This window comes from Tahibacter caeni (assembly GCF_024609805.1).
GTDB classification, from domain to species: Bacteria; Pseudomonadota; Gammaproteobacteria; order Xanthomonadales; family Rhodanobacteraceae; genus Tahibacter; species Tahibacter caeni.
Window position 1 is genome coordinate 25,021 of the sequence record NZ_JANFVR010000003.1, and the last position, 17,345, is coordinate 42,365.

16 protein-coding genes are annotated in these 17,345 nt (G+C 68.4%); 5 read left to right on the top strand and 11 right to left on the bottom strand.

From position 1 onward, the window contains the following. Positions 1-120: 120 nt before the first annotated feature. Positions 121-1,059, bottom strand: a complete 939-nt coding sequence (locus NON22_RS00620) for a hypothetical protein (protein ID WP_257384950.1) — start codon at positions 1,057-1,059, stop codon at positions 121-123. A 155-nt stretch (positions 1,060-1,214) separates the two neighbouring features. Here NON22_RS00620 and hemH point away from each other — a divergent pair, with 155 nt between their 5' ends. Then, positions 1,215-2,270, top strand: coding sequence for a ferrochelatase (hemH, locus tag NON22_RS00625; RefSeq protein ID WP_257384951.1), 1,056 nt, complete (start codon positions 1,215-1,217; stop codon positions 2,268-2,270). Then, positions 2,267-3,157 (top strand): alpha/beta fold hydrolase, encoded by an 891-nt coding sequence (locus NON22_RS00630; protein ID WP_257384952.1) that lies wholly within the window; start codon positions 2,267-2,269, stop codon positions 3,155-3,157. Before hemH ends, NON22_RS00630 begins: the two co-directional genes overlap by 4 nt. Positions 3,158-3,274: 117 nt before the next feature. Here the strand turns inward: NON22_RS00630 and NON22_RS00635 are convergent, their stop codons facing one another. The 3 genes from NON22_RS00635 to ttcA all read right to left on the bottom strand — a co-directional run bounded on the left by NON22_RS00635 (position 3,275) and on the right by ttcA (position 6,016). Continuing rightward, positions 3,275-4,036 carry a M48 family metallopeptidase gene (locus tag NON22_RS00635; RefSeq protein WP_257384953.1) on the bottom strand — a complete coding sequence of 254 codons (762 nt, stop codon included), beginning with the start codon at positions 4,034-4,036 and terminating at the stop codon, positions 3,275-3,277. Between the two features lie 121 nt (positions 4,037-4,157). Further along, positions 4,158-5,072, bottom strand: coding sequence for a recombination-associated protein RdgC (locus NON22_RS00640; RefSeq protein WP_257384954.1), 915 nt, complete (start codon positions 5,070-5,072; stop codon positions 4,158-4,160). A 68-nt stretch (positions 5,073-5,140) separates the two neighbouring features. Further along, positions 5,141-6,016: a tRNA 2-thiocytidine(32) synthetase TtcA gene (gene ttcA / locus NON22_RS00645; protein WP_257384955.1), complete on the bottom strand. Its 876-nt coding sequence runs from the start codon at positions 6,014-6,016 to the stop codon at positions 5,141-5,143. Between the two features lie 124 nt (positions 6,017-6,140). Between ttcA and NON22_RS00650 the strand changes: the two genes are divergently transcribed. After that, positions 6,141-6,347 (top strand): YdcH family protein, encoded by a 207-nt coding sequence (locus tag NON22_RS00650; protein ID WP_257384956.1) that lies wholly within the window; start codon positions 6,141-6,143, stop codon positions 6,345-6,347. On the opposite strand, the gene NON22_RS00655 is transcribed toward NON22_RS00650, so the two are convergent. The 3 genes from NON22_RS00655 to NON22_RS00665 all read right to left on the bottom strand — a co-directional run bounded on the left by NON22_RS00655 (position 6,335) and on the right by NON22_RS00665 (position 11,417). Continuing rightward, complete coding sequence (locus NON22_RS00655) at positions 6,335-7,660, bottom strand: Na+/H+ antiporter NhaC family protein (protein WP_257384957.1); 1,326 nt, start codon at positions 7,658-7,660, stop codon at positions 6,335-6,337. The genes NON22_RS00650 and NON22_RS00655 overlap by 13 nt on opposite strands. Positions 7,661-7,870: 210 nt before the next feature. Then, positions 7,871-10,399: a glycerol-3-phosphate 1-O-acyltransferase PlsB gene (plsB, locus tag NON22_RS00660; protein ID WP_257384958.1), complete on the bottom strand. Its 2,529-nt coding sequence runs from the start codon at positions 10,397-10,399 to the stop codon at positions 7,871-7,873. A gap of 91 nt (positions 10,400-10,490) precedes the next feature. After that, positions 10,491-11,417 (bottom strand): hypothetical protein, encoded by a 927-nt coding sequence (locus tag NON22_RS00665; protein ID WP_257384959.1) that lies wholly within the window; start codon positions 11,415-11,417, stop codon positions 10,491-10,493. Between the two features lie 55 nt (positions 11,418-11,472). Between NON22_RS00665 and NON22_RS00670 the strand changes: the two genes are divergently transcribed. Beyond that, positions 11,473-11,664: a hypothetical protein gene (locus NON22_RS00670; RefSeq protein WP_257384960.1), complete on the top strand. Its 192-nt coding sequence runs from the start codon at positions 11,473-11,475 to the stop codon at positions 11,662-11,664. A 94-nt stretch (positions 11,665-11,758) separates the two neighbouring features. Here NON22_RS00670 and pyrF read toward each other — a convergent pair whose 3' ends face one another. From pyrF to NON22_RS00685, 3 genes are all read right to left on the bottom strand, one after another. Continuing rightward, positions 11,759-12,481: an orotidine-5'-phosphate decarboxylase gene (pyrF, locus tag NON22_RS00675; RefSeq protein WP_257384961.1), complete on the bottom strand. Its 723-nt coding sequence runs from the start codon at positions 12,479-12,481 to the stop codon at positions 11,759-11,761. A 7-nt stretch (positions 12,482-12,488) separates the two neighbouring features. Next, positions 12,489-13,373 (bottom strand): 5'-nucleotidase, lipoprotein e(P4) family, encoded by an 885-nt coding sequence (locus NON22_RS00680; RefSeq protein WP_257384962.1) that lies wholly within the window; start codon positions 13,371-13,373, stop codon positions 12,489-12,491. A gap of 109 nt (positions 13,374-13,482) precedes the next feature. After that, a complete protein-coding gene (locus NON22_RS00685) occupies positions 13,483-15,462 on the bottom strand; it encodes a UvrD-helicase domain-containing protein (RefSeq protein ID WP_257384963.1) in 1,980 nt (659 codons plus the stop codon). A 129-nt stretch (positions 15,463-15,591) separates the two neighbouring features. Between NON22_RS00685 and NON22_RS00690 the strand changes: the two genes are divergently transcribed. Then, the gene (locus NON22_RS00690) at positions 15,592-16,212 is read left to right on the top strand and encodes a thymidine kinase (protein ID WP_257384964.1); all 621 of its coding nucleotides are present in this window, start codon (positions 15,592-15,594) and stop codon (positions 16,210-16,212) included. Between the two features lie 19 nt (positions 16,213-16,231). Here the strand turns inward: NON22_RS00690 and NON22_RS00695 are convergent, their stop codons facing one another. Continuing rightward, a complete protein-coding gene (locus tag NON22_RS00695; protein ID WP_257384965.1) occupies positions 16,232-17,308 on the bottom strand; it encodes an OmpA family protein in 1,077 nt (358 codons plus the stop codon). Between the last annotated feature and the right edge of the window lie 37 nt (positions 17,309-17,345).

A 17,345-nucleotide genomic window follows, 5' to 3' on the forward strand; every position in this document is an offset into this window, starting at 1 on the left:
CAGTAGGGTTCGGCTCACAGGAACCTCGTTCGGAATTTGAGGGAGTTCGCACCGCGTCGGCTGGATCTCGTCGCGACGCCGCGACGTCGGGATGGTGTCTGCCGGCGCGGGAATCGGCGCTTAACGCGCGCGGCGGCGCAGGCCCAGCACCGCGACGAGCGTGAGCAGGCCGGCGAGCAGTGCAAGACCCGACGGTGCAGCCGTCGGAATCGGCTGCGCGACGGGAGTACCGCCGCTAGGACACGCCGACGGCGGAGCGATCGCGAAGCCGAACAGCGGCACCGTGCGCAGATCTTCCGGGCCGGTGATCGCGCCGAGCAGGGTCATCGCGCCGGTGTTCGGATCGATCCTCGCCAGATCGCTCCAGTCCGGCGGAAACGCATTCGCGGCCGGCGGCGGCGGCGGGATGTAGCTGACCGCCGCCCAGAGCTGTCCGCTGCCGTCGAACGCGGGCCATACCGAGCTGATCTTGCTGCTCGCTACGTTGAACGAGCCGATCGTCGTCGCGGCGCCGGTGGTCGTGTCGATGCGGAACAGGGCGGGATTTTCATAGTCGCCGGTGCCGAACAGTTCGCGGCCGCGGGCCGCGAGGCCGGTCACCCGGGCGCCGGTCGGGCCGACGAGGGTCGTCATGCCGGTGGCCGGATCGACTTTCCAGAGCTTGCGCGTGACGCCGGAGGCCAGCCAGGCCGATCCGTCGCAGGTCACCGCATAGGACAGGTCCATCGCGTCCAGACGCGCGGGGTCGCCTTGTCCGGCCAGGCCGAGGCTGCCGACCACGGTCGGCGACGAGCCCAGGAAGTCCAGGCGGAACAGGGTCTTGGTGTTGTCCGACGAGGCATAGAGCACGCCGTTCGGCGCGTAGGCCATGCCTTTGAAAACAATGGGGCGCCCGGCGAAGGAGCCGGTCTGGCCGACGAGCGTCGCCTGACGTGAATTCAGGTCGACGCGGTAGACCTGGTCATATGCCGGCGCATAGGCGACCGACTGCGCTGTAGCCGCCGAAGCGACCGACAGAGCAAGCAGTGCCGCAGCTGCAGGGCATGCGCGCAGGCTCATTGTCCACCGTCTTTTGTTATCGTTTCTGGTAATCGTCGGCCGGGTCGGGCGCTGACACGGCCGGGCCAGTCTAACAGCTTCCGGCCTCCCGACAAGGTCGCACTACCCAGGCCCCGGCACCCGCCGTGCCGGCCCAGGCCACCAGTCGGAAAGCCATGTTCGGAACCAGGCAATACCACGCCGCGCCGCCCGGCGCGCCCAGCACCGGCGGTATCGCCGTCCTGCTCGTCAATCTCGGGACGCCGGCCGCGCCGAACCCTTCGGCCGTGCGCCGCTATCTCGGCCAGTTCCTGTCCGACCCGCGCGTGGTCGAACTGCCGCGCTGGTTCTGGTGGCCGGTTCTGCACGGCGTGATCCTGCGCCTGCGACCTGCGCGTTCGGCGCGCGCGTACGCGAGCATCTGGACCGAAGCCGGCTCGCCGCTGCTCACGAACAGCCAGGCGCTGGCAGCGGCGTTGCAGCGAGCTCTGCAGCAGGATCCGGTGCCGGTCCGCGTCGAGCTCGCTATGACCTACGGCGAACCGGCGCTGCCGGCCGCGCTGCGCCGGCTCGTCGACGCCGGCTATCGCCGCGTGCTCGTGCTGCCGTTGTATCCGCAGTATTCGGCGACCTCGACCGGCGCGGCACTCGATGCGCTCGCCGATGCGCTCAAGACCCTGCGCTGGCCGCCCGAGCTGCGCACTGTCGGCGACTACCACGACGAGGGCCCGCACATCGACGCGCTCGCGCGCAGCGTCGAGCGTCATTGGGCAGCACAAGGCCGCGCCGAGCGCCTGCTGCTGTCGTTCCACGGCATTCCGCAGCGCTGCGTCGCGGCCGGCGATCCGTATGCCGCGCAATGTCGTGCGACGGCCGCGCGGCTCGCGGCGCGGCTGGGACTGGAGGACGGCCAGCTCGTCGTCAGCTTCCAGTCCCGGGTCGGCCGCGAGGAATGGCTGCGGCCGTATACCGACGAAACCCTGCAGCAGCTCGCACGCGACGGCGCGCGCTCGGTGCAGGTGCTGTGCCCGGGTTTCGCCGTGGACTGCCTGGAGACCCTGGAAGAGATCGCGGTCGAGAACCGCGAGCGCTTCCTGCATGCGGGCGGGGAGCGGTACGAGTACATCCCGGCGCTCAACGACGGAGCCGATCAGGTCGCGGCGCTCGCCGCACTGGTCCGGCGTCACCTGCAGGGCTGGGTTGCGCCGGCCGCAGCAGGTAGCGGCGCATGACGCCGCGCGAACTCGCGATCGAACTGCCGCAACTGACGCTGGCCGCGCAGAGCTGGGGCGATCCGGCCCTGCCGCCGCTGCTGGCCGTGCACGGCTGGCTCGACAACGCGGCCTCGTTCAGTGCACTCGCGCCACTGCTGGCCGAGCGCTTCCATGTCGTCGCCATCGATCTGCCGGGACACGGCCGTTCGGCGCACCGGCCGCCGGGCGGCTGGTATCACTACGTCGAATACCTCGCCGATCTGCAAGCCACGGCGGCGGCGCTGGGCTGGACGCGGTACTCCCTGCTCGGCCACTCGCTCGGCGGCGCGACGGCGAGCATCTTCGCCGCGGCGCAGCCCGACGCCATCGAAACCTTGCTGCTGATCGAATCGCTGGGTCCGCTGACGGCCGCGCCGGAAGCGGCGCTCGAGCAGCTGCGCCGCGGCCTGAGTCAGCGCGCGGGCTTCGCCGCGAAAACCCTGCGTGTGTTCGGCGCGGCCGCCGAAGCCGTGCGTGCGCGCATGCTCGCCAACGATCTCAGCGAAGCGGCCGCGACGGCGCTGGTGGAACGCGGCCTCGCCGCCGTACCAGGCGGCTGGTCCTGGTCCAGCGATGCGCGCCTGACCCTGGCCTCGCCGCTGCGCTATACCGAAGCGCAGATCAGGAACATCCTGACCGGCATCGCCGCACCGACCCTGGTGCTGCTCGCCACGCCGGCGACCTCCTACCTGCCCGACGCGATGATGCAGGCGCGTGCGGCCTGCGTGCGCGACATCGTCGTGCAGCACCTGCCCGGCAACCATCACCTGCATCTCGAGAACGCCGCGCCGGTCGCCGCAGCGATCCACGCGTTCTGCGATCGGCCACGCGAGGCGAGCCACATCACTGCGGCCGCCGTCGAGTAATCCCGTCTTTTTTCCCGACCCGTCTCCGGCTGGTGTCGCGAGCCGCCGGAGCGGGCCTGGCGCGCTGATCGCGCGGTGGAGTGACTTCCGCTGCTGCAACGACGGCAGTGACCGGCCTCAGGGACCGATCAGCCGCGCGAGCTCGGCCTTCAGCGCATGGCCCTTCTCGCGCAGCCAGTCGCGCTGCTCCTTCCAGTCCGGATAGAAGCTCGCGACCAGATTCCAGTAGCGCGGCGAGTGATTGCGGATCTTCAGGTGGCAGAGCTCGTGCACGACCACGTATTTCAGCGCGGCCGGCGGCGCCAGCGCGAGCGCGAGGTCCAGGGTCATGCAGTCGCGCGTATCGAGGCTGCCCCAGAGACTCTTGAGCGGACGCACGCGTACGGCGACGGGCGAGGCCTGCAGGTCCGAGGTGTAGCGCGCGAGCAGGCGCGAGACGTCGCGGCGGATCTGCGCGTCGAGGAACGAACGCAGCAGTGCGCGCGCGGCCGGCAGCGCGCGCTTGCCATGGATCTGCGGCAGAGTCAGCACGAGCTTGTCGGCTTCGTGGGCGATGTTCGGATACGGTCCTTCGCGCCAGAGCATCTGGGTGGTCTCGCCGCGCAGCGGGATCAGGGTCGGCGCTCCCGGCAGCAGCGGCGGCGGGCCGGCGCCGTCGAGCTGGAGCTGGTCGAGCTTGCGCTCGAGCCAGTCCACATGCTTGCGCAGGAATGCGAAGACCTGGGCCGGATGGGTGCCTTCCGGATAGGACAGCCGCGCGCCGTGGGAAGTCACGGTCAGGCGCAGGCGGCGGGCCTGCGGGTGGGCCTTCTTGAGCACCTTGATCGTCTCCCCGTTCGGGGTCGACAGTTCGAGGTAATGGTTGTCGTCCGGGCTCATGCCTGTTCCTCGACCCAGCCGTGCGCGACAGCGCACGCGGTTCAAACCGACAATCCCTTGCACCTGCCGGCGACGCCGCCGCGCCGCCGCCGCCGTTCCTGCATTGTCTGCGCGCCGTATGTCAGCGATCTGTCGGGCGCGGCAGCCGAAACCATTCGTCGAGCTTGCCGAGCAGGCGTTCGACTTCCAGCGTCATCAGCGCCATGCGCGAGTCCAGCTCGGCGGCAGCCGAATCGGCGTCGGTCTCCTTCAGCTCGTCCAGCACCTGGTCGAGGAAGCGCAGCTTGCGGATCACGAGGTCTTCGCCGAGCACGAAGCCGACGCGGTCGTCGAACGTCAGGCCGAGCTGGTACACCTGCTTGCCGGTCTTGAGGTGCTCGCGCACCTCGTCGGTTTCAAGGTCCTGGCGGCGGCAGCGCACGACGGCGCCGGATTCGGCCGGGTCGCGCAGCTCACACTCGTCGGCCAGGACCAGTCCGGCCGGTAGCTTGCCACTAACCACCCAGTCCGTCATCAAGGTGCGCGGCGACTCCTCGGGCGCCATCGGCGTGGCCGGGAACGTGCCCGTGGCCTCGCGCAGCTGGGACAGGGCTTCCTCGGCCGACTTGCGGCTGGAGGTGTCCACGACCAGCCAGCCGTTCTTGAGATCCAGATAGGCCAGCAGCCGGTAAGGCTTGACGAACGCGCGCGGCAGGAAGTCGGTCAGGATCTCCTCCTTCATGCGCTTGCGCTCCTTGGCTCCGACACGCCTGCCTTGTTCTTCGTTGATCTTCTGCAAACGCGCGGACAATTCCTCATTGACTACCGAGCCCGGCAGTAATTTGTCCTCACCGCCCAGGGCGACGAGGGTGTACGGCCCGATCTTGTGCACCAGCACCTCGGCGTTGCGCCCGTGCGGCGAGACGAAGCCGCGCGTGGACTGCTCCAGCGGCCCGCACGGGCGCAGGCGCTTGTCTTCGAGCTGGGTTTCGAGATCGGCCAGGGACTCGGCCATGGCTTCGGAGAAGCGGAACAAGGTCAGATTGCGGAAGAACATGAAACCCCGTGAGGTGGGCCCGGGCCCACCGGTTGAGAGAGGAACGGTGACGGCGGCGGACGGCGAGGCTAGCCCGCGGTCGTCTCAGATATTGAGTCGGCCGGTTCGCCGCGCAGCCAGTCGCCGGCACCGAGCGGCTGGTCGCTGCGCCTGCCGAGCGCGGTGAAATCGAACAGGTTGCGGTCGGCCAGTTGCGACGGCGACACGTCGCCGATCGCGCGGAACACGTTTTCGACGCGGCCCGGGAACTTGCGCTCCCAGTCGGCCAGCATCGCCTTGATCGCCTTGCGCTGCAGGTTTTCCTGCGAACCGCAGAGATTGCACGGCATGATCGGAAACGCGCGCGCCTGCGCGTAGTCGGCGATGTCGTCCTCGCGGCAGTAGGCCAGCGGCCGGATCAGGATGTTGCGGCCGTCGTCCGAACGCAGCTTCGGCGGCATGGCCTTGAGCTTGGCCTGGTGGAACAGGTTCAGGAACAAGGTCTCGACGATGTCGTCGCGGTGATGGCCCAGCGCGATCTTCGTGAAACCTTCGGCGGCCGCGTGATCGTAGAGATTGCCGCGGCGCAGGCGCGAGCATAGGCTGCACATCGTGCGGCCTTCGGGTACCACGCGCTTGACCACGCTGTAGGTGTCCTGCTCGAGGATCGTGTACGGCATGCCGATCGACTCGAGGTAGTCCGGCAAGGTACGCGGATCGTAGCCCGGCTGCTTCTGGTCCAGGTGCACCGCATGCAGCTCGAACGGCACCGGCGCCTTGGCCTGCAGCTGGCGCAGCAGATCCAGCAGGGTGTAGGAATCCTTGCCGCCGGACAGGCAGACCATGACGCGGTCGCCGGCCTCGATCATCCGGAAATCGGCGATGGCCTGGCCGACCTGGCGGCGCAGCCGTTTGGCCAGCTTGTTGGCGTTGATTTCCTGCTTGCGTGCGGCGGAACTGCTCATGGACGGACGGCCGGAATCGGACGCGCATTGTAGCAGCGCCGGTCGCCGCGGCCCGGCCGCCGCCGGATCTACGAGCCGCCGCCGAAGCCCGCTACACTCGACGGACCTTTCACGCCGCGCGCCCATGCACAGCCTGGATCCCGCCGAAATCACGCGTCAGCTCGTCGAACTGCGTCTGGAGCATCGCGACCTCGATGCCGCGATCGCGCGACTGTCCGCCGACAGCGCCAGCGACGAGCTTCAGCTCAAGCGCCTGAAGAAGCGCAAGCTGCGTCTCAAGGACATGATCGCCTACCTCGAGAACCAGCTGATCCCCGATCAGCCGGCCTGAGCCGCGAGCCGCTGCCGCAGCGCCGCGCGCGGCAGCCCGGACGCGATCGAGGCCAGCGCGGTCAGCGCGAGCAGCCAGCCGTAATGCACCTGGCCGACGAGCTCCAGCGGCGAGGCCTTCGCGATCGATGCGGCCAGCAGGATCTGCGCGCCGTAGGGCAGCACGCTCTGCGTCACGCAGGCGAACACGTCGAGCAGACTCGCGCTGCGCGCCGGGCTGACGCCGTGCTTCTCGGCGATGCCGCGCGCCGTGCTGCCGGCGATCAACAGCGCGACGGTGTTGTTGGCGGTGAACACGTCGGTCACGATCGAGATCGCCGCGATCGACAGCTCGCCGCTGCGCCGTCCCGCATGGCCGCCGGCCAGCGCCGCGATGCGCGCGGCCAGCCAGGCCAGCCCGCCCTGAGCGCGCACGAGCGCCGCGAGTCCGCCGATCAGCAGCGACAGCAACGTGATCTCGAACATGCCTTCGAAGCCCGCGTAGACGTCGTTGCTGAACGCCGCCGGCGTATAGCCGCCCTTGAGCAGCAGCCCGGCCAGACCGGCGAGCAGCAGGCCGACGCCGAGCACGACGAGCACGTCGATGCCGATCAGCGCGAGCACGAGCACGACCAGGTACGGCGCCGCGAGCCACGGCGAGGCCGCCGGCACTTCCGGCACGGCCGCGCCGCGGCCGAGCAGCGCCAGCAGCACGAGGCAGGCCAGCGCGGCCGGCAGCCCGAGCCAGAAATTCGCGCGGAACTTATCGCGCAGGCTCGCACCCTGCAGCCGCGACGCGGCGATCGCCGTATCGGAGATCACCGACAGGTTGTCGCCGAACGTCGCGCCGCTGAGCACCGCACCGAGAGCCAGCGCCGGCGCGATGCCGGCCGCCTCGGCGACGCCCAGCGCGATCGGCGCGACCGCAGCGATCGTGCCCATGGACGTGCCCATCGCCAGCGCGACGAAGCCGGCGACGACGAACAGTCCGGGCAGGGCCAGCCAGGCCGGGATCGCGTTCAACGTCAGCCAGACCACCGCGTCGACGCCGCCGATGGCCTTGCTGACCGTCGCGAATGCGCCGGCGAGCAGGAAGATCAGGCACATCAGCATGACGTCGCCGTTGCCCATGCCGGCGAGGAACGTATCCAGCGGCCGCTCGCGCCGGCCGAGCCAGAGCGCCAGCGCGATCGCCGGCAGGATCGCGACCGGCGCGCGCAGCTGATAGAACGCATCCGCGTGGCCCTGCATCGTGAACCAGATGCCGGTGCCGAGAAACAGCGAAAGGAAAACACCGAGCGGCAGCAGCGCCCGGGCCGAGACGGGAGACGACATGGCGGTTCCGGAATTCGAAGGCGCGATGCGCCGTGCTGCATGGCAGCATAGACGGCTGGACGGCCGAACAGAAATGCCGGCGACCCGGCGCCTCATGTCGTTTCCGGCATATGCGACGGCTTTGCCGCAGCTGACCCGAGCTCCGCGTCCGATGGACGACCGCGGCGAGCCGATCGGACGGCTCGCCGCACATTGCCAGTACCGCCGGCGTCAGGCCGCCTTGTCGGCAGGCGCCTCCGGCGCCGCGGGCTTCGGCTGCGGCGCGAGCTTGAGGATGCCGTGGCGGATCTCGCGGCTCAGGATCACCTTGGCGTCCTTGGCCACGACCGCGAGCGCCGCGTCGAAGTCGAGCTTGCCGGCGTCGTCGGTCCAGACCACCTTGCGTTCGCGCAATTGCTGGATGAAGCCCTTGAACAGCGACTTGTCGAAGAACTCCGGCGCGTTGAACTCGTGCAGCAGGGTCAGGCGCTGCGCGGTCAGGGTGCAGAGGTTTTCCAGCTCCGCCGCGCTGATCGTGTGCGGGCCGTGCTTCACGAGCACGGCGATCGCAATGTAGTAGCGCTCGAACGCCTGCAGCAGGCTGTGAGCCACGGTGCGCAGCTGGTAGGCCGCATCGCCCTGACCGGCACCGCGGTTGAGCACGCGGCCCTCGGCGTCGGGCGACAGCACGCCGCGGCGGATGAAGAATTCGGTCGTCGCCTGTATGCGCTCGACGAAGCCGGCCTCGTCCCAGGGCAGGAACAGCTCGGACTGAATGAACGGATAGATCAGCCGCGACAGGCGCAGCAGCGAGGCGCGCGCCATGCGCCGATTGTTGAGGAAGCAGCAGGCGATCCAGGCCGACGCGGCGAACAGGTGCAGCACGTTGTTGCGGAAGTAGGACAACAGGGTCGCCTGCTTGCCTTCGCTGGTCAGCACGTCGCCGAGCGGATGGCGGATGCGGCGTATCCACTGCATCTTCTCGCCGTAGGCGACGATTTCCTGCGGCGACATCGTCGTCAAGGTGACGCGCTCCGCGTAGGGCAGCTCGGCGAGCAGGCTCTTGTACAGATCGAGCTGCGCGATCAGGTCGGCTTCGGCCATCGCGTGCTTGGGCGTGGCCAGCAGCGCGACGGCGAGCAGGTTGATCGGATTGACGTCGGCCGCGCAGTTGATGCTGACCTGGATGCGCTCGGCGAGCGCGTCGACGCTGCGGTTGAACCACTCCGGCTTTTCCTCTCCGGCGCTGGCGCGCCAGTCCGGCGCCTGCTGCTGCAGCAGCTCCTCGAGGAATACCGGCTCGCCGAAGTTGACCGCGACGCGGCCGTAGTGCTCGCGCAGCTTCTTCACCGAGCGGATCAGGCCGAACAGCGATTCCTTCTGCTTGGCCTGGCCCGACAGCTCGCCGATGTAGCTGTTGCCCTCCATGAGCTTTTCGTAGCCGATGTAGACCGGCTGGAACACGACCGGCCGGCGCGATTCGCGCAGGAACGCGCGCAGAGTCATTGCGATCATGCCGCCCTTGGGCTGCAGCAGGCGGCCCGTGCGCGAGCGGCCGCCTTCGATGAAGTATTCCATCGACACGCCGCGCGCGAACAGCTGGCTCACGTATTCAGTGAATACCGCCGAATACAGCGCGTTGGCCTTGAAGCTGCGGCGCAGGAAGAACGCGCCGCCGCGGCGCAGCAGCGGTCCCACGAGCGGCAGGTTCAGATTGACGCCGGCGGCGATGTGCGGCGGCACGATGCCGTTGGTGTACAGCAGCCAGCTCACGAGCAGGTAGTCGATATGGCTGCGGTGGCAGGGCACGTAGATGATTTCGTGGCCCGGCGCGACCGCGCGCACGCGGTCGAAGTGATGCATGGTGACGCCGGCGTAAAGCTTGTTCCAGAAGCTCGACAGCAGGAACGACAGCGAGCGCACGACCGGATGCGAATAGTCGGCGGCGATTTCCACGGCGTATTCGTGCGCGCGGCGCAGCGCCTGTTCGCGCGTCAACGATTCCTTGAGCGCCGTCCCAGCGATGACTTCCTGCACCGGTTCGGCGTTGACGACCGCGTCGACGATGGTGCGCCGGTGCGACAGGTCGGGGCCGATGACCGCGGCGCGGATACGGCGGAAATGCGCGCGCAGCACGCGCGAGATCTTGCGCACGGTGCGCTCGCGCGGCTGGCCCTGTTCCTCGGCCAGCACGCTGCGCAGCGAGACCGGCGCGGAAAACTGCACGTGCGTGTCGCGGCCGTTGAGGACCAGGCCGAGCAGGCGGCGGAAGCGGCCGACCACGACCCAGTTTTCCGAGAACAGCACGCTGAACCAGCCCGACTGCCGGTTCGGCGCGCGGCCGACGAAGATCGACACGGGCACCAGCTGGATGTCCTGATCCGGCAGCAGATCGAGCTGGGCGATCAGTTCGGCCAGCGGCTGCGTCGGCGGCCTGCGGCGGGCCGGATTCCAGAACAGGCTGTTGCGCATCGAGGTCGCGAAATAGCTGCGCTTGCGCCGCGTCGAGACATTCTGCAGCGGAATCAGCGCCGACGGCAGGCCGGCCTCGCGGCAGGCCTGTTCGAGGATCAGCGCGTCGGACAGGCCGTAGCGTTCGGTGACGTAGCAGACCGGCACTCCCGGCAGCAGCAGGCTGCGCGGGTTGGCCGGGTCGGGCTTGATGCGGATCCAGGATTCGAGCAGGCGGCCGAACAGGCGCAGGCGCCAGGGCACGCGCGGCGCGGCGTCTTCGTGCCCGGAAGTAGTGATGTCGTCCATGCCGCGGATTGTAACCGCCACAAAAACGAACGCCGCCCGGGGGCGGCGTTCGTTGCGTTAGAGGCGCGTTAAATCGTGCCGGAAAACGCGATCAGCCTTCGCTGGCGGCCGGCGCGGCGGCAGCCGGTTCGGCGGCCGGAGCCTCGTCCTTCTTCTTGAGGCCTTCCATCATTTCCTTGCCGTACCAGCGGTCGCCGACCTTGACCATGTCGCTTTCGGCGATCAGCGGGGTGTTGAGCAGCGAGTAGCTGATCTTGACCTTCGCGCCGTTGGCATCGGAAGAAATCGTCTCGGCCTTGATCGAGTCCAGCGTCTGGTCGATCGAGAAGCCGTACACGGCGAGTACGTCCTTGAGGCCGAGATAGGCCACGCCGAACTTGCTCATGGCCTGCTCGTAGCTCAGCGCGCGCGCTTCGTCGAGGGTCTTGAGATTGATCTTGCGCGCGGTGTCGCAAACGATCTTGATCGACTTCTGCGCCAGCGCCGGATCGGTGAACTTGGCGGTCGTGACCCAGTTGCCGAGCGCGTCGACTGCCTGCGTGGCCTGCAGCTTCTGCGCGTCGGTCAGTTCCTGGTTCTGCTGGATCGAGCTCTGGATGATGCCCTTGCCCATGGCGACCATCATCGGCATCTGCTGCGCCATCTGCGCATCCATTTCCTTGAGCTTGGGCTCGAGCTCGGTCCAGAGCTTGGCTTCGGCGTCCGGAGCGGTCAGCTTGGCCATGTTCTCGGCGAACTTGGCCTTGTCCTCTTCGGTGGCCGGCTCCTTGTTCATGTCCTTGGAGTAGTCGGCCTTGGCCTTGGCGTATTCGTCGGGCGGCAGCACGCTCTGCATCAGGCCGTCGATGTTGCCGGTCTTCAGATGGCCGATCGAGGCCATGATCGCGCCGTCCGGCGTGGCGGCGGCCTTGGCCGCGGCGGCCGGCGTCGGAGCGGCCGGCGGCTCGTTCTTGCCACAGCCGACCAGGGCGATACCGAGAGCCGCGGCCAGCGCGATGCGAGCAAATTTCGTGGACATGTTTTTCCCCAGGGTTCGATAGTGAAACAGCAACGCACTCTAGCCGAGTGCGTTTATGCATTCCAGCAACATACTCGGACGTTTAGCGCCGGTTTCCCCGCTGCAGGCAAAGAAAAACCCGGATGTTCTCGCGAACGATCCGGGCGAATCCGGCAGAACCGGAGGGGGAATCGCATTGTTCAGCGCGGTCGGCTATGTGGAGTTATTGCCGCGCCTGCTCAGGTACGGCGTGGATCGTACTGACTGAATCGACTTAATGCAATACCTGATGATTAGCGATTTACTAGGTTGAATATCAAGAGATTTTTGAGCGACGGAGCCGATCCAATACCGAGCGAACCTCAGCCGGCCGGACGCGCGAGCGTGTCGGCTATGGTCTGCTGCATCGCGAGCGCGGCGGCGCGCGGATCGGCGGCCTGGCGGATGGGCCGGCCGACGACGATGTAGTCGGCGCCGGCCGCGAAGGCCTCGGCCACATCCAGCGTGCGCTTCTGGTCGTCGCTGTTGCCGACCGGGCGTATGCCCGGGCAGACGGTGATCAACGCATGGTCGACCTCGCGCCGCAGGGCCGGCACTTCCAGGCCCGAGGACACCACGCCGTCGCAGCCGGCTGCGAGCGCGGCCTTCGCGCGCGACAGCACGAGCGCTTCGGCGTCGCACCGGAAGCCGAGATCGTCGAGATCGTGCTGGTCCAGGCTCGTCAGCGCCGTCACCGCGAGCAGCTTGATCTCTCCCTTGACCGCGGCGGCCGCGCGCATCATGCCGTCGTTGCCGTGGATGGTGCAGAAAGTCACCGGATAGCGCGTCAGCCCCTTGACCGCCGACGCGACCGTCGCCGGTACGTCGAAGAACTTCAGGTCGACGAAGATGCGCTTGCCGCGCGCGGCGAGATCGGCCAGCACCTGGAAATACTCGCCGCTGGTCAGCAGCTCCATGCCGATCTTGTAGAAGCTCACGGCGTCGCCGAGGCGTTCGATCCACTCCAGCGCCTCGGCGCGCGTGGGCACGTCGAGCGCGAAGATCAGGCGGTCGCGCGCGGCGATGTTCTTGGCGGCGTAGGTCATGGCGGCCTCAGTCGGTGCGCAGCGCGTCGCGGCGGATCTGGTGCTTGGTCGGCGCATCGGCGCTGCGCTGATTGCCGAGCACGGCACCGTCCCAGGAGCCGTAGGTCGGATTCGGCAGCATGAACCAGCGTTCGCCGAACCAGCCCTCGTAGGGCCTGGTCGCTTCGGCGCGCGCGGCGACGGTGTTGTTGTCGACGTCGATGAAATCACCGAGCTGGTCGCCGACCATCGCCAGCACGCGGTAGCGCCGGCCGATCAGTTCGCGCCGGCAGCCCTTGTCGCTGCCGTTGGCTTCGCAGCCTTCGACGACGGTGCCGAGGCCGAGGAACACGTTCTCCTTGTCGGCGACCGGAAAACCGGCGCTGCGCAGATTCGCCAGCGTGGCCTCGTTGAGGTGCTGGGCGCGGTTGGTCAGGTAGAACACGGTCACGCCCTTGAGCGCGGCCGCCTTGGCGAATTCCAGCGCGCCCGGCGTGGGCAGCGCGCGTTGTTCGCGGCACCACTGGTCCCAGCTGAATTCGTCGAATTCCTTGCCGTCGCGTATCAGGCGCGCCTGATACGGCGAGTTGTCCAGCACCGTCTCGTCCACGTCGACGATGACGGCCGGCTTGAGGCCGCGGGCCGGCTTTTTGCGCTCGTTCTTCGGCAGCGCATCCCAGTCCTTCTGCTTGAGCGCGACGGCGATCTGGCGTGTGGCCTGGGCGTAGATGCCGCGATAGCTCATGTCGTGCTCGACGGTGCCCTGCGCCCAGAGCGTCGCGTTGAGATTGGTCTCGGCGTAGGTCAGCGCCGGCGTCTTCGGCGGCTCGGGTTCGGCCGGCGCGGCGGCGCGCGGCGGTTGGGCGGCACAGGCGGCGAGCAGCAGCGGCAGCAGGACGGCGAGTCGTTTCATCGCGGAAAGCTCCGGTGGGCGCAAGGCCGGCGATTCTAGCGGGTTGGCACGAAGGCGGTCCTGTAGCGCGTCAGGCCGGGCCGCCGCGGGCACGGCGGGCGGCACCGGCTCAGTCGGCGAGCAGGCTCGCGAGCCGCGCGAGATGCGCCGCGGCCACGTCCTTGCGCGCCTGCGCGTCCTGCTCGGCGTCGCGGCCGTCCCAGTGCAGATCCTCGGCCGGAATCTCGGCGAGGAAGCGGCTGGGCTCGTTCTTGAGGATCTCGCCGAAGCGCCGCGAACGCGCCGCGTAGCTCAAGCACAGGCGTTCCTTCGCGCGTGTGATCCCGACGTACATCAGGCGGCGCTCCTCGTCGAGACGGCCTTCCTCGAGACTGCCCTCGTGCGGCAGCTGGCCGTCCTCGACGCCGACGATGAAGACGAAGCGGAACTCCAGGCCCTTGGCGCCGTGCAGGGTCATCAGGCGCACGGCGTCGCCGGGATCGTCGCGGTCGGAGTGGGTCAGCAGCGCGAGCTGCGCGGCCAGGTCGCCGGCGCTCGACGCGCCCTTCTGCATCGCGCGGAACCAGTCGGCCAGTTCTGTCAGGTTGTCGAGACGACGCTGGCGCGCGGCCGGATCCTTGATCTCGGCCGTCAGGTGTTCCGCGTAGCGGGTGCGGCGCACGAGCTCGTCGACGAGTTCGGCCGCGGCGAGCTCGCGCGAACGCGCGCGCAGCCCGGCGATCAGTTCGGCGAAGCCGGCCAGCGACGAGGCCGAGCGCGGCGCGAGCTGCTTGAGCACCGCGTCGCTGCGCGCGGCTTCTAGCAGCGACGCATGGCGCTGCTGGGCCAGTTCGCCGAGTTTTTCCAGGGTCGTCGCGCCGATGTCGCGGCGCGGCACGTTGGCGATGCGCAGGAAGGCCGAATCGTCGTCGGGATTCGTGATCAGGCGCAGATAGGCCAGCACGTCCTTGACCTCGCCGCGGTCGAGGAAGGCCGTGCCGCCGCTGATGTGGTACGGCACGCGCGCGAGGCGCAGCGCTTTCTCGAGCGCGCGCGACTGGTGGTTGCCGCGATACAGCACGGCGAAGTCCTGCCACCTGGACTTGCTCTTCTCGGCCAGGTGGGCCAGGTCGGCGGCGACGCGCTCGGCCTCGTGCTCGCTGTCCTTGCACTCCATGACGCGGATCGGCGGACCTTCGGGCAGGTCGCTGAACAGCTGCTTGAGATGCTTGTGCGGGTTGTTCGCGATCAGCTTGTTCGCCGCGCGCAGGATGCGCTTGGCGCAGCGGTAGTTCTGTTCGAGCTTGACCACCTTGAGGTTCGGATAGTCGCGCGCGAGATCGTCGAGATTCTCCGGATTCGCGCCGCGCCAGGCGTAGATGGACTGGTCGTCGTCGCCGACCGCGGTGAACGCGCCGCGCGGCCCGCAGAGATTGCGGATCAGCCGGTACTGCGCCGAGTTCGTGTCCTGGTATTCGTCGACGAGCAGGTAGCGGATGCGCTCCTGCCAGGCCTCGCGCGTCTCGGCGTCCTGTTCGAGCAGGGTCAGCGGCAGGCGGATCAGGTCGTCGAAGTCGACCGCGTTGAACGCGTTGAGGCGCTTCTGGTAGCCCTCGTAGAGCTGCGCCGCCTCGAGCTCGCGCGGGCTGCGCGCGGCGGCGACCGCCTGGGCCGGATCCAGGCCGTTGTTCTTGGCCGTGGACACGAGGTTGCGCAGCGCCCAGAGCTGGTCGGACTTCAGCCCCTTCGGCAGCAGGTCCTTGATGATGGATTCGCCGTCGTCGGCGTCGAGGATGGAAAAGCCGCGCTTGAGGCCGAGCTTGGCGTGCTCGATCTGCAGGAACTTCAGGCCCATTGCGTGGAAGGTGCAGACAGTCAGCGCCTCGGCCGCGGCGCCCGACACGAGCTTGCCGACGCGCTCGCGCATTTCGCGCGCGGCCTTGTTCGTGAACGTGATCGCGGCGATCTTCGCCGGCGGCAGGTTACGCCGCGACACGAGGTGCGCGATCTTCTGCGTGATGACGCTGGTCTTGCCCGAGCCGGCGCCGGCGAGCACGAGCAGCGGACCGTCGCAATAGTCGACGGCGGCGCGTTGGGCGGGATTGAGCATGGCGGTACGTCTGCGGTTCGGCGGCGCCGGCGGCTGCGGCGCGAGGCCGCCTATTCTGCCCGCGGCGGCGGTTCGCTCAAAGCCTCGCGTCTGCCGCTATCATGCCCACCCGCCCGCGTCGACACGGCCATGGCCAAGCTCTACTTCTACTACTCGGCCATGAACGCCGGGAAGACCACGACCCTGCTGCAAAGCGCCCACAACTACCACGAGCGCGGCATGCGCACCCTGATCTACACGCCGCGGCTGGACGACCGCTTCGGCGAAGGCGTGGTCGCCTCGCGCATCGGGCTCAAGGCCAGCGGCCGCATCTTCGAGCGCGACGACGACCTGCTCGCGATGACGCGCGACGACGTCGCCGCGAATGGCGCATTGAACTGCGTGCTCGTCGACGAGGCGCAGTTCCTGAGCAAGGCGCAGGTCTGGCAGCTGACCGAGATCGTCGACGCGCTGAACATTCCGGTACTCGCCTACGGCCTGCGCACGGACTTCCGCGGCGAGCTGTTCGAGGGCAGCCAGTACCTGCTGGCCTGGGCCGACTCCTTCACCGAGATCAAGACGATCTGCCACACGGGCCGCAAAGCCACGATGGTCGTGCGCGTGGACGAACACGGCCGCGCAGTGACGCAGGGACCGCAGGTCGAGATCGGCGGCAACGACCGCTATGTCTCGGTCAGCCGCGCCGAGTTCAAGAAGATCACGAGCGGCGAAGGCCGCATCGAACTCAAGCAGGCCGAGCTGCCGCTGTAGCGGCAGCCCGGCGCAAGCTTCACTGCTTGACCAGTTCGACGCGGCGGTTCTTCGCGCGACCGGCTTCGTCGGCGTTGCTCGCCACCGGCGCAGCGCTGCCCATGCCCTGGGCGAGCAGGCGGTCGGCTGCGACGGCGTAGCTTCCGGTCAGCGCGGCGACCACGGCGTCGGCGCGCTTTTTGGACAATTCCAGATTGTAGGCGGCACCGCCCTGGTTGTCGGTATGTCCGGCGACGACGAGCTTGAGCGCGGCGTCGGCCTTCAGCAGCGCGGCGATCTCGTCGAGCTGCGGTCTGGATTCGGGCTTGAGTTCGACCTTGTCGAAATCGAAATAGATGCCGTACAGCGCGACCTTGCCGCTGCTGGCGATGGCTTGGGCCATTTCCGAGGCCTTGACCGTGACCATCTTCTGCTCGCGCGCCTTGGCTTCCAGGGTGACGACGACGGCGACCGTGCGCTCGTTCAGCGCCTTGCAGTACATGCTGTCGCGGGCCGTATAGGCCAGCACGGCGACGTGGGTTTCCGCGCCGGCGGCGGCGAACTTCGCGACACCGTAGCGCAGGTCGCCGAGGTCCATGTCGACGGCGCAGGCGGCGTTGCTGAAGCTCTCGGCGCTGATCGCGCTCTTCGGGAACAGGTAATTCAGCAGGCCCTGCTGGCCGCCGCCGTGGGTCACGCCGGAGGTCACGTCGCCGCCGCAATTCTCGGCCTTGCATTCGTACAGGCTCTGGCCGCCTTTCTCCTGCACGAGCTGCTGGTAGTTGCGCAGCACTTCCAGCGGGCTGCGGCCTTCGGGCAGCACGTAGACCGTACGCGTGAGCTTGCCTTCGAGCGAGGCCGACGCAGTGGTCTGCATCAGGCGGTTGTTCATGCCGTCGCGCTTTTCGTCGTCCGGATCCGGCGTCAGCACGGCCAGCGGCAGCTGCACCTCGTCATAGGCCTTGGCCTGCTGCTCGACGATGAACGCGCCTTCATAGCGGCCCAGGCCGGCCGGATCGGCGCTGCCGGGCTTGTCGGCCGTCGGCACGGTGGCGTCGGCGAACGCCGTGGCGGCGGCCAGACCGCCGAGCAGGATGAGCAGGAGACGCAGCGACATGGAACACCTCGACACAGGGCCAGGAGCGGCCGGTGCC

Coding starts and splice junctions, on each gene's coding strand:
- NON22_RS00620 (WP_257384950.1), bottom strand. CDS start 1,059: ATGAGCCTGCGCGCATGCCCTGCAGCTGCGGCACTGCTTGCTCTGTCG.
- hemH (WP_257384951.1), top strand. CDS start 1,215: ATGTTCGGAACCAGGCAATACCACGCCGCGCCGCCCGGCGCGCCCAGC.
- NON22_RS00630 (WP_257384952.1), top strand. CDS start 2,267: ATGACGCCGCGCGAACTCGCGATCGAACTGCCGCAACTGACGCTGGCC.
- NON22_RS00635 (WP_257384953.1), bottom strand. CDS start 4,036: ATGAGCCCGGACGACAACCATTACCTCGAACTGTCGACCCCGAACGGG.
- NON22_RS00640 (WP_257384954.1), bottom strand. CDS start 5,072: ATGTTCTTCCGCAATCTGACCTTGTTCCGCTTCTCCGAAGCCATGGCC.
- ttcA (WP_257384955.1), bottom strand. CDS start 6,016: ATGAGCAGTTCCGCCGCACGCAAGCAGGAAATCAACGCCAACAAGCTG.
- NON22_RS00650 (WP_257384956.1), top strand. CDS start 6,141: ATGCACAGCCTGGATCCCGCCGAAATCACGCGTCAGCTCGTCGAACTG.
- NON22_RS00655 (WP_257384957.1), bottom strand. CDS start 7,660: ATGTCGTCTCCCGTCTCGGCCCGGGCGCTGCTGCCGCTCGGTGTTTTC.
- plsB (WP_257384958.1), bottom strand. CDS start 10,399: ATGGACGACATCACTACTTCCGGGCACGAAGACGCCGCGCCGCGCGTG.
- NON22_RS00665 (WP_257384959.1), bottom strand. CDS start 11,417: ATGTCCACGAAATTTGCTCGCATCGCGCTGGCCGCGGCTCTCGGTATC.
- NON22_RS00670 (WP_257384960.1), top strand. CDS start 11,473: ATGCATTCCAGCAACATACTCGGACGTTTAGCGCCGGTTTCCCCGCTG.
- pyrF (WP_257384961.1), bottom strand. CDS start 12,481: ATGACCTACGCCGCCAAGAACATCGCCGCGCGCGACCGCCTGATCTTC.
- NON22_RS00680 (WP_257384962.1), bottom strand. CDS start 13,373: ATGAAACGACTCGCCGTCCTGCTGCCGCTGCTGCTCGCCGCCTGTGCC.
- NON22_RS00685 (WP_257384963.1), bottom strand. CDS start 15,462: ATGCTCAATCCCGCCCAACGCGCCGCCGTCGACTATTGCGACGGTCCG.
- NON22_RS00690 (WP_257384964.1), top strand. CDS start 15,592: ATGGCCAAGCTCTACTTCTACTACTCGGCCATGAACGCCGGGAAGACC.
- NON22_RS00695 (WP_257384965.1), bottom strand. CDS start 17,308: ATGTCGCTGCGTCTCCTGCTCATCCTGCTCGGCGGTCTGGCCGCCGCC.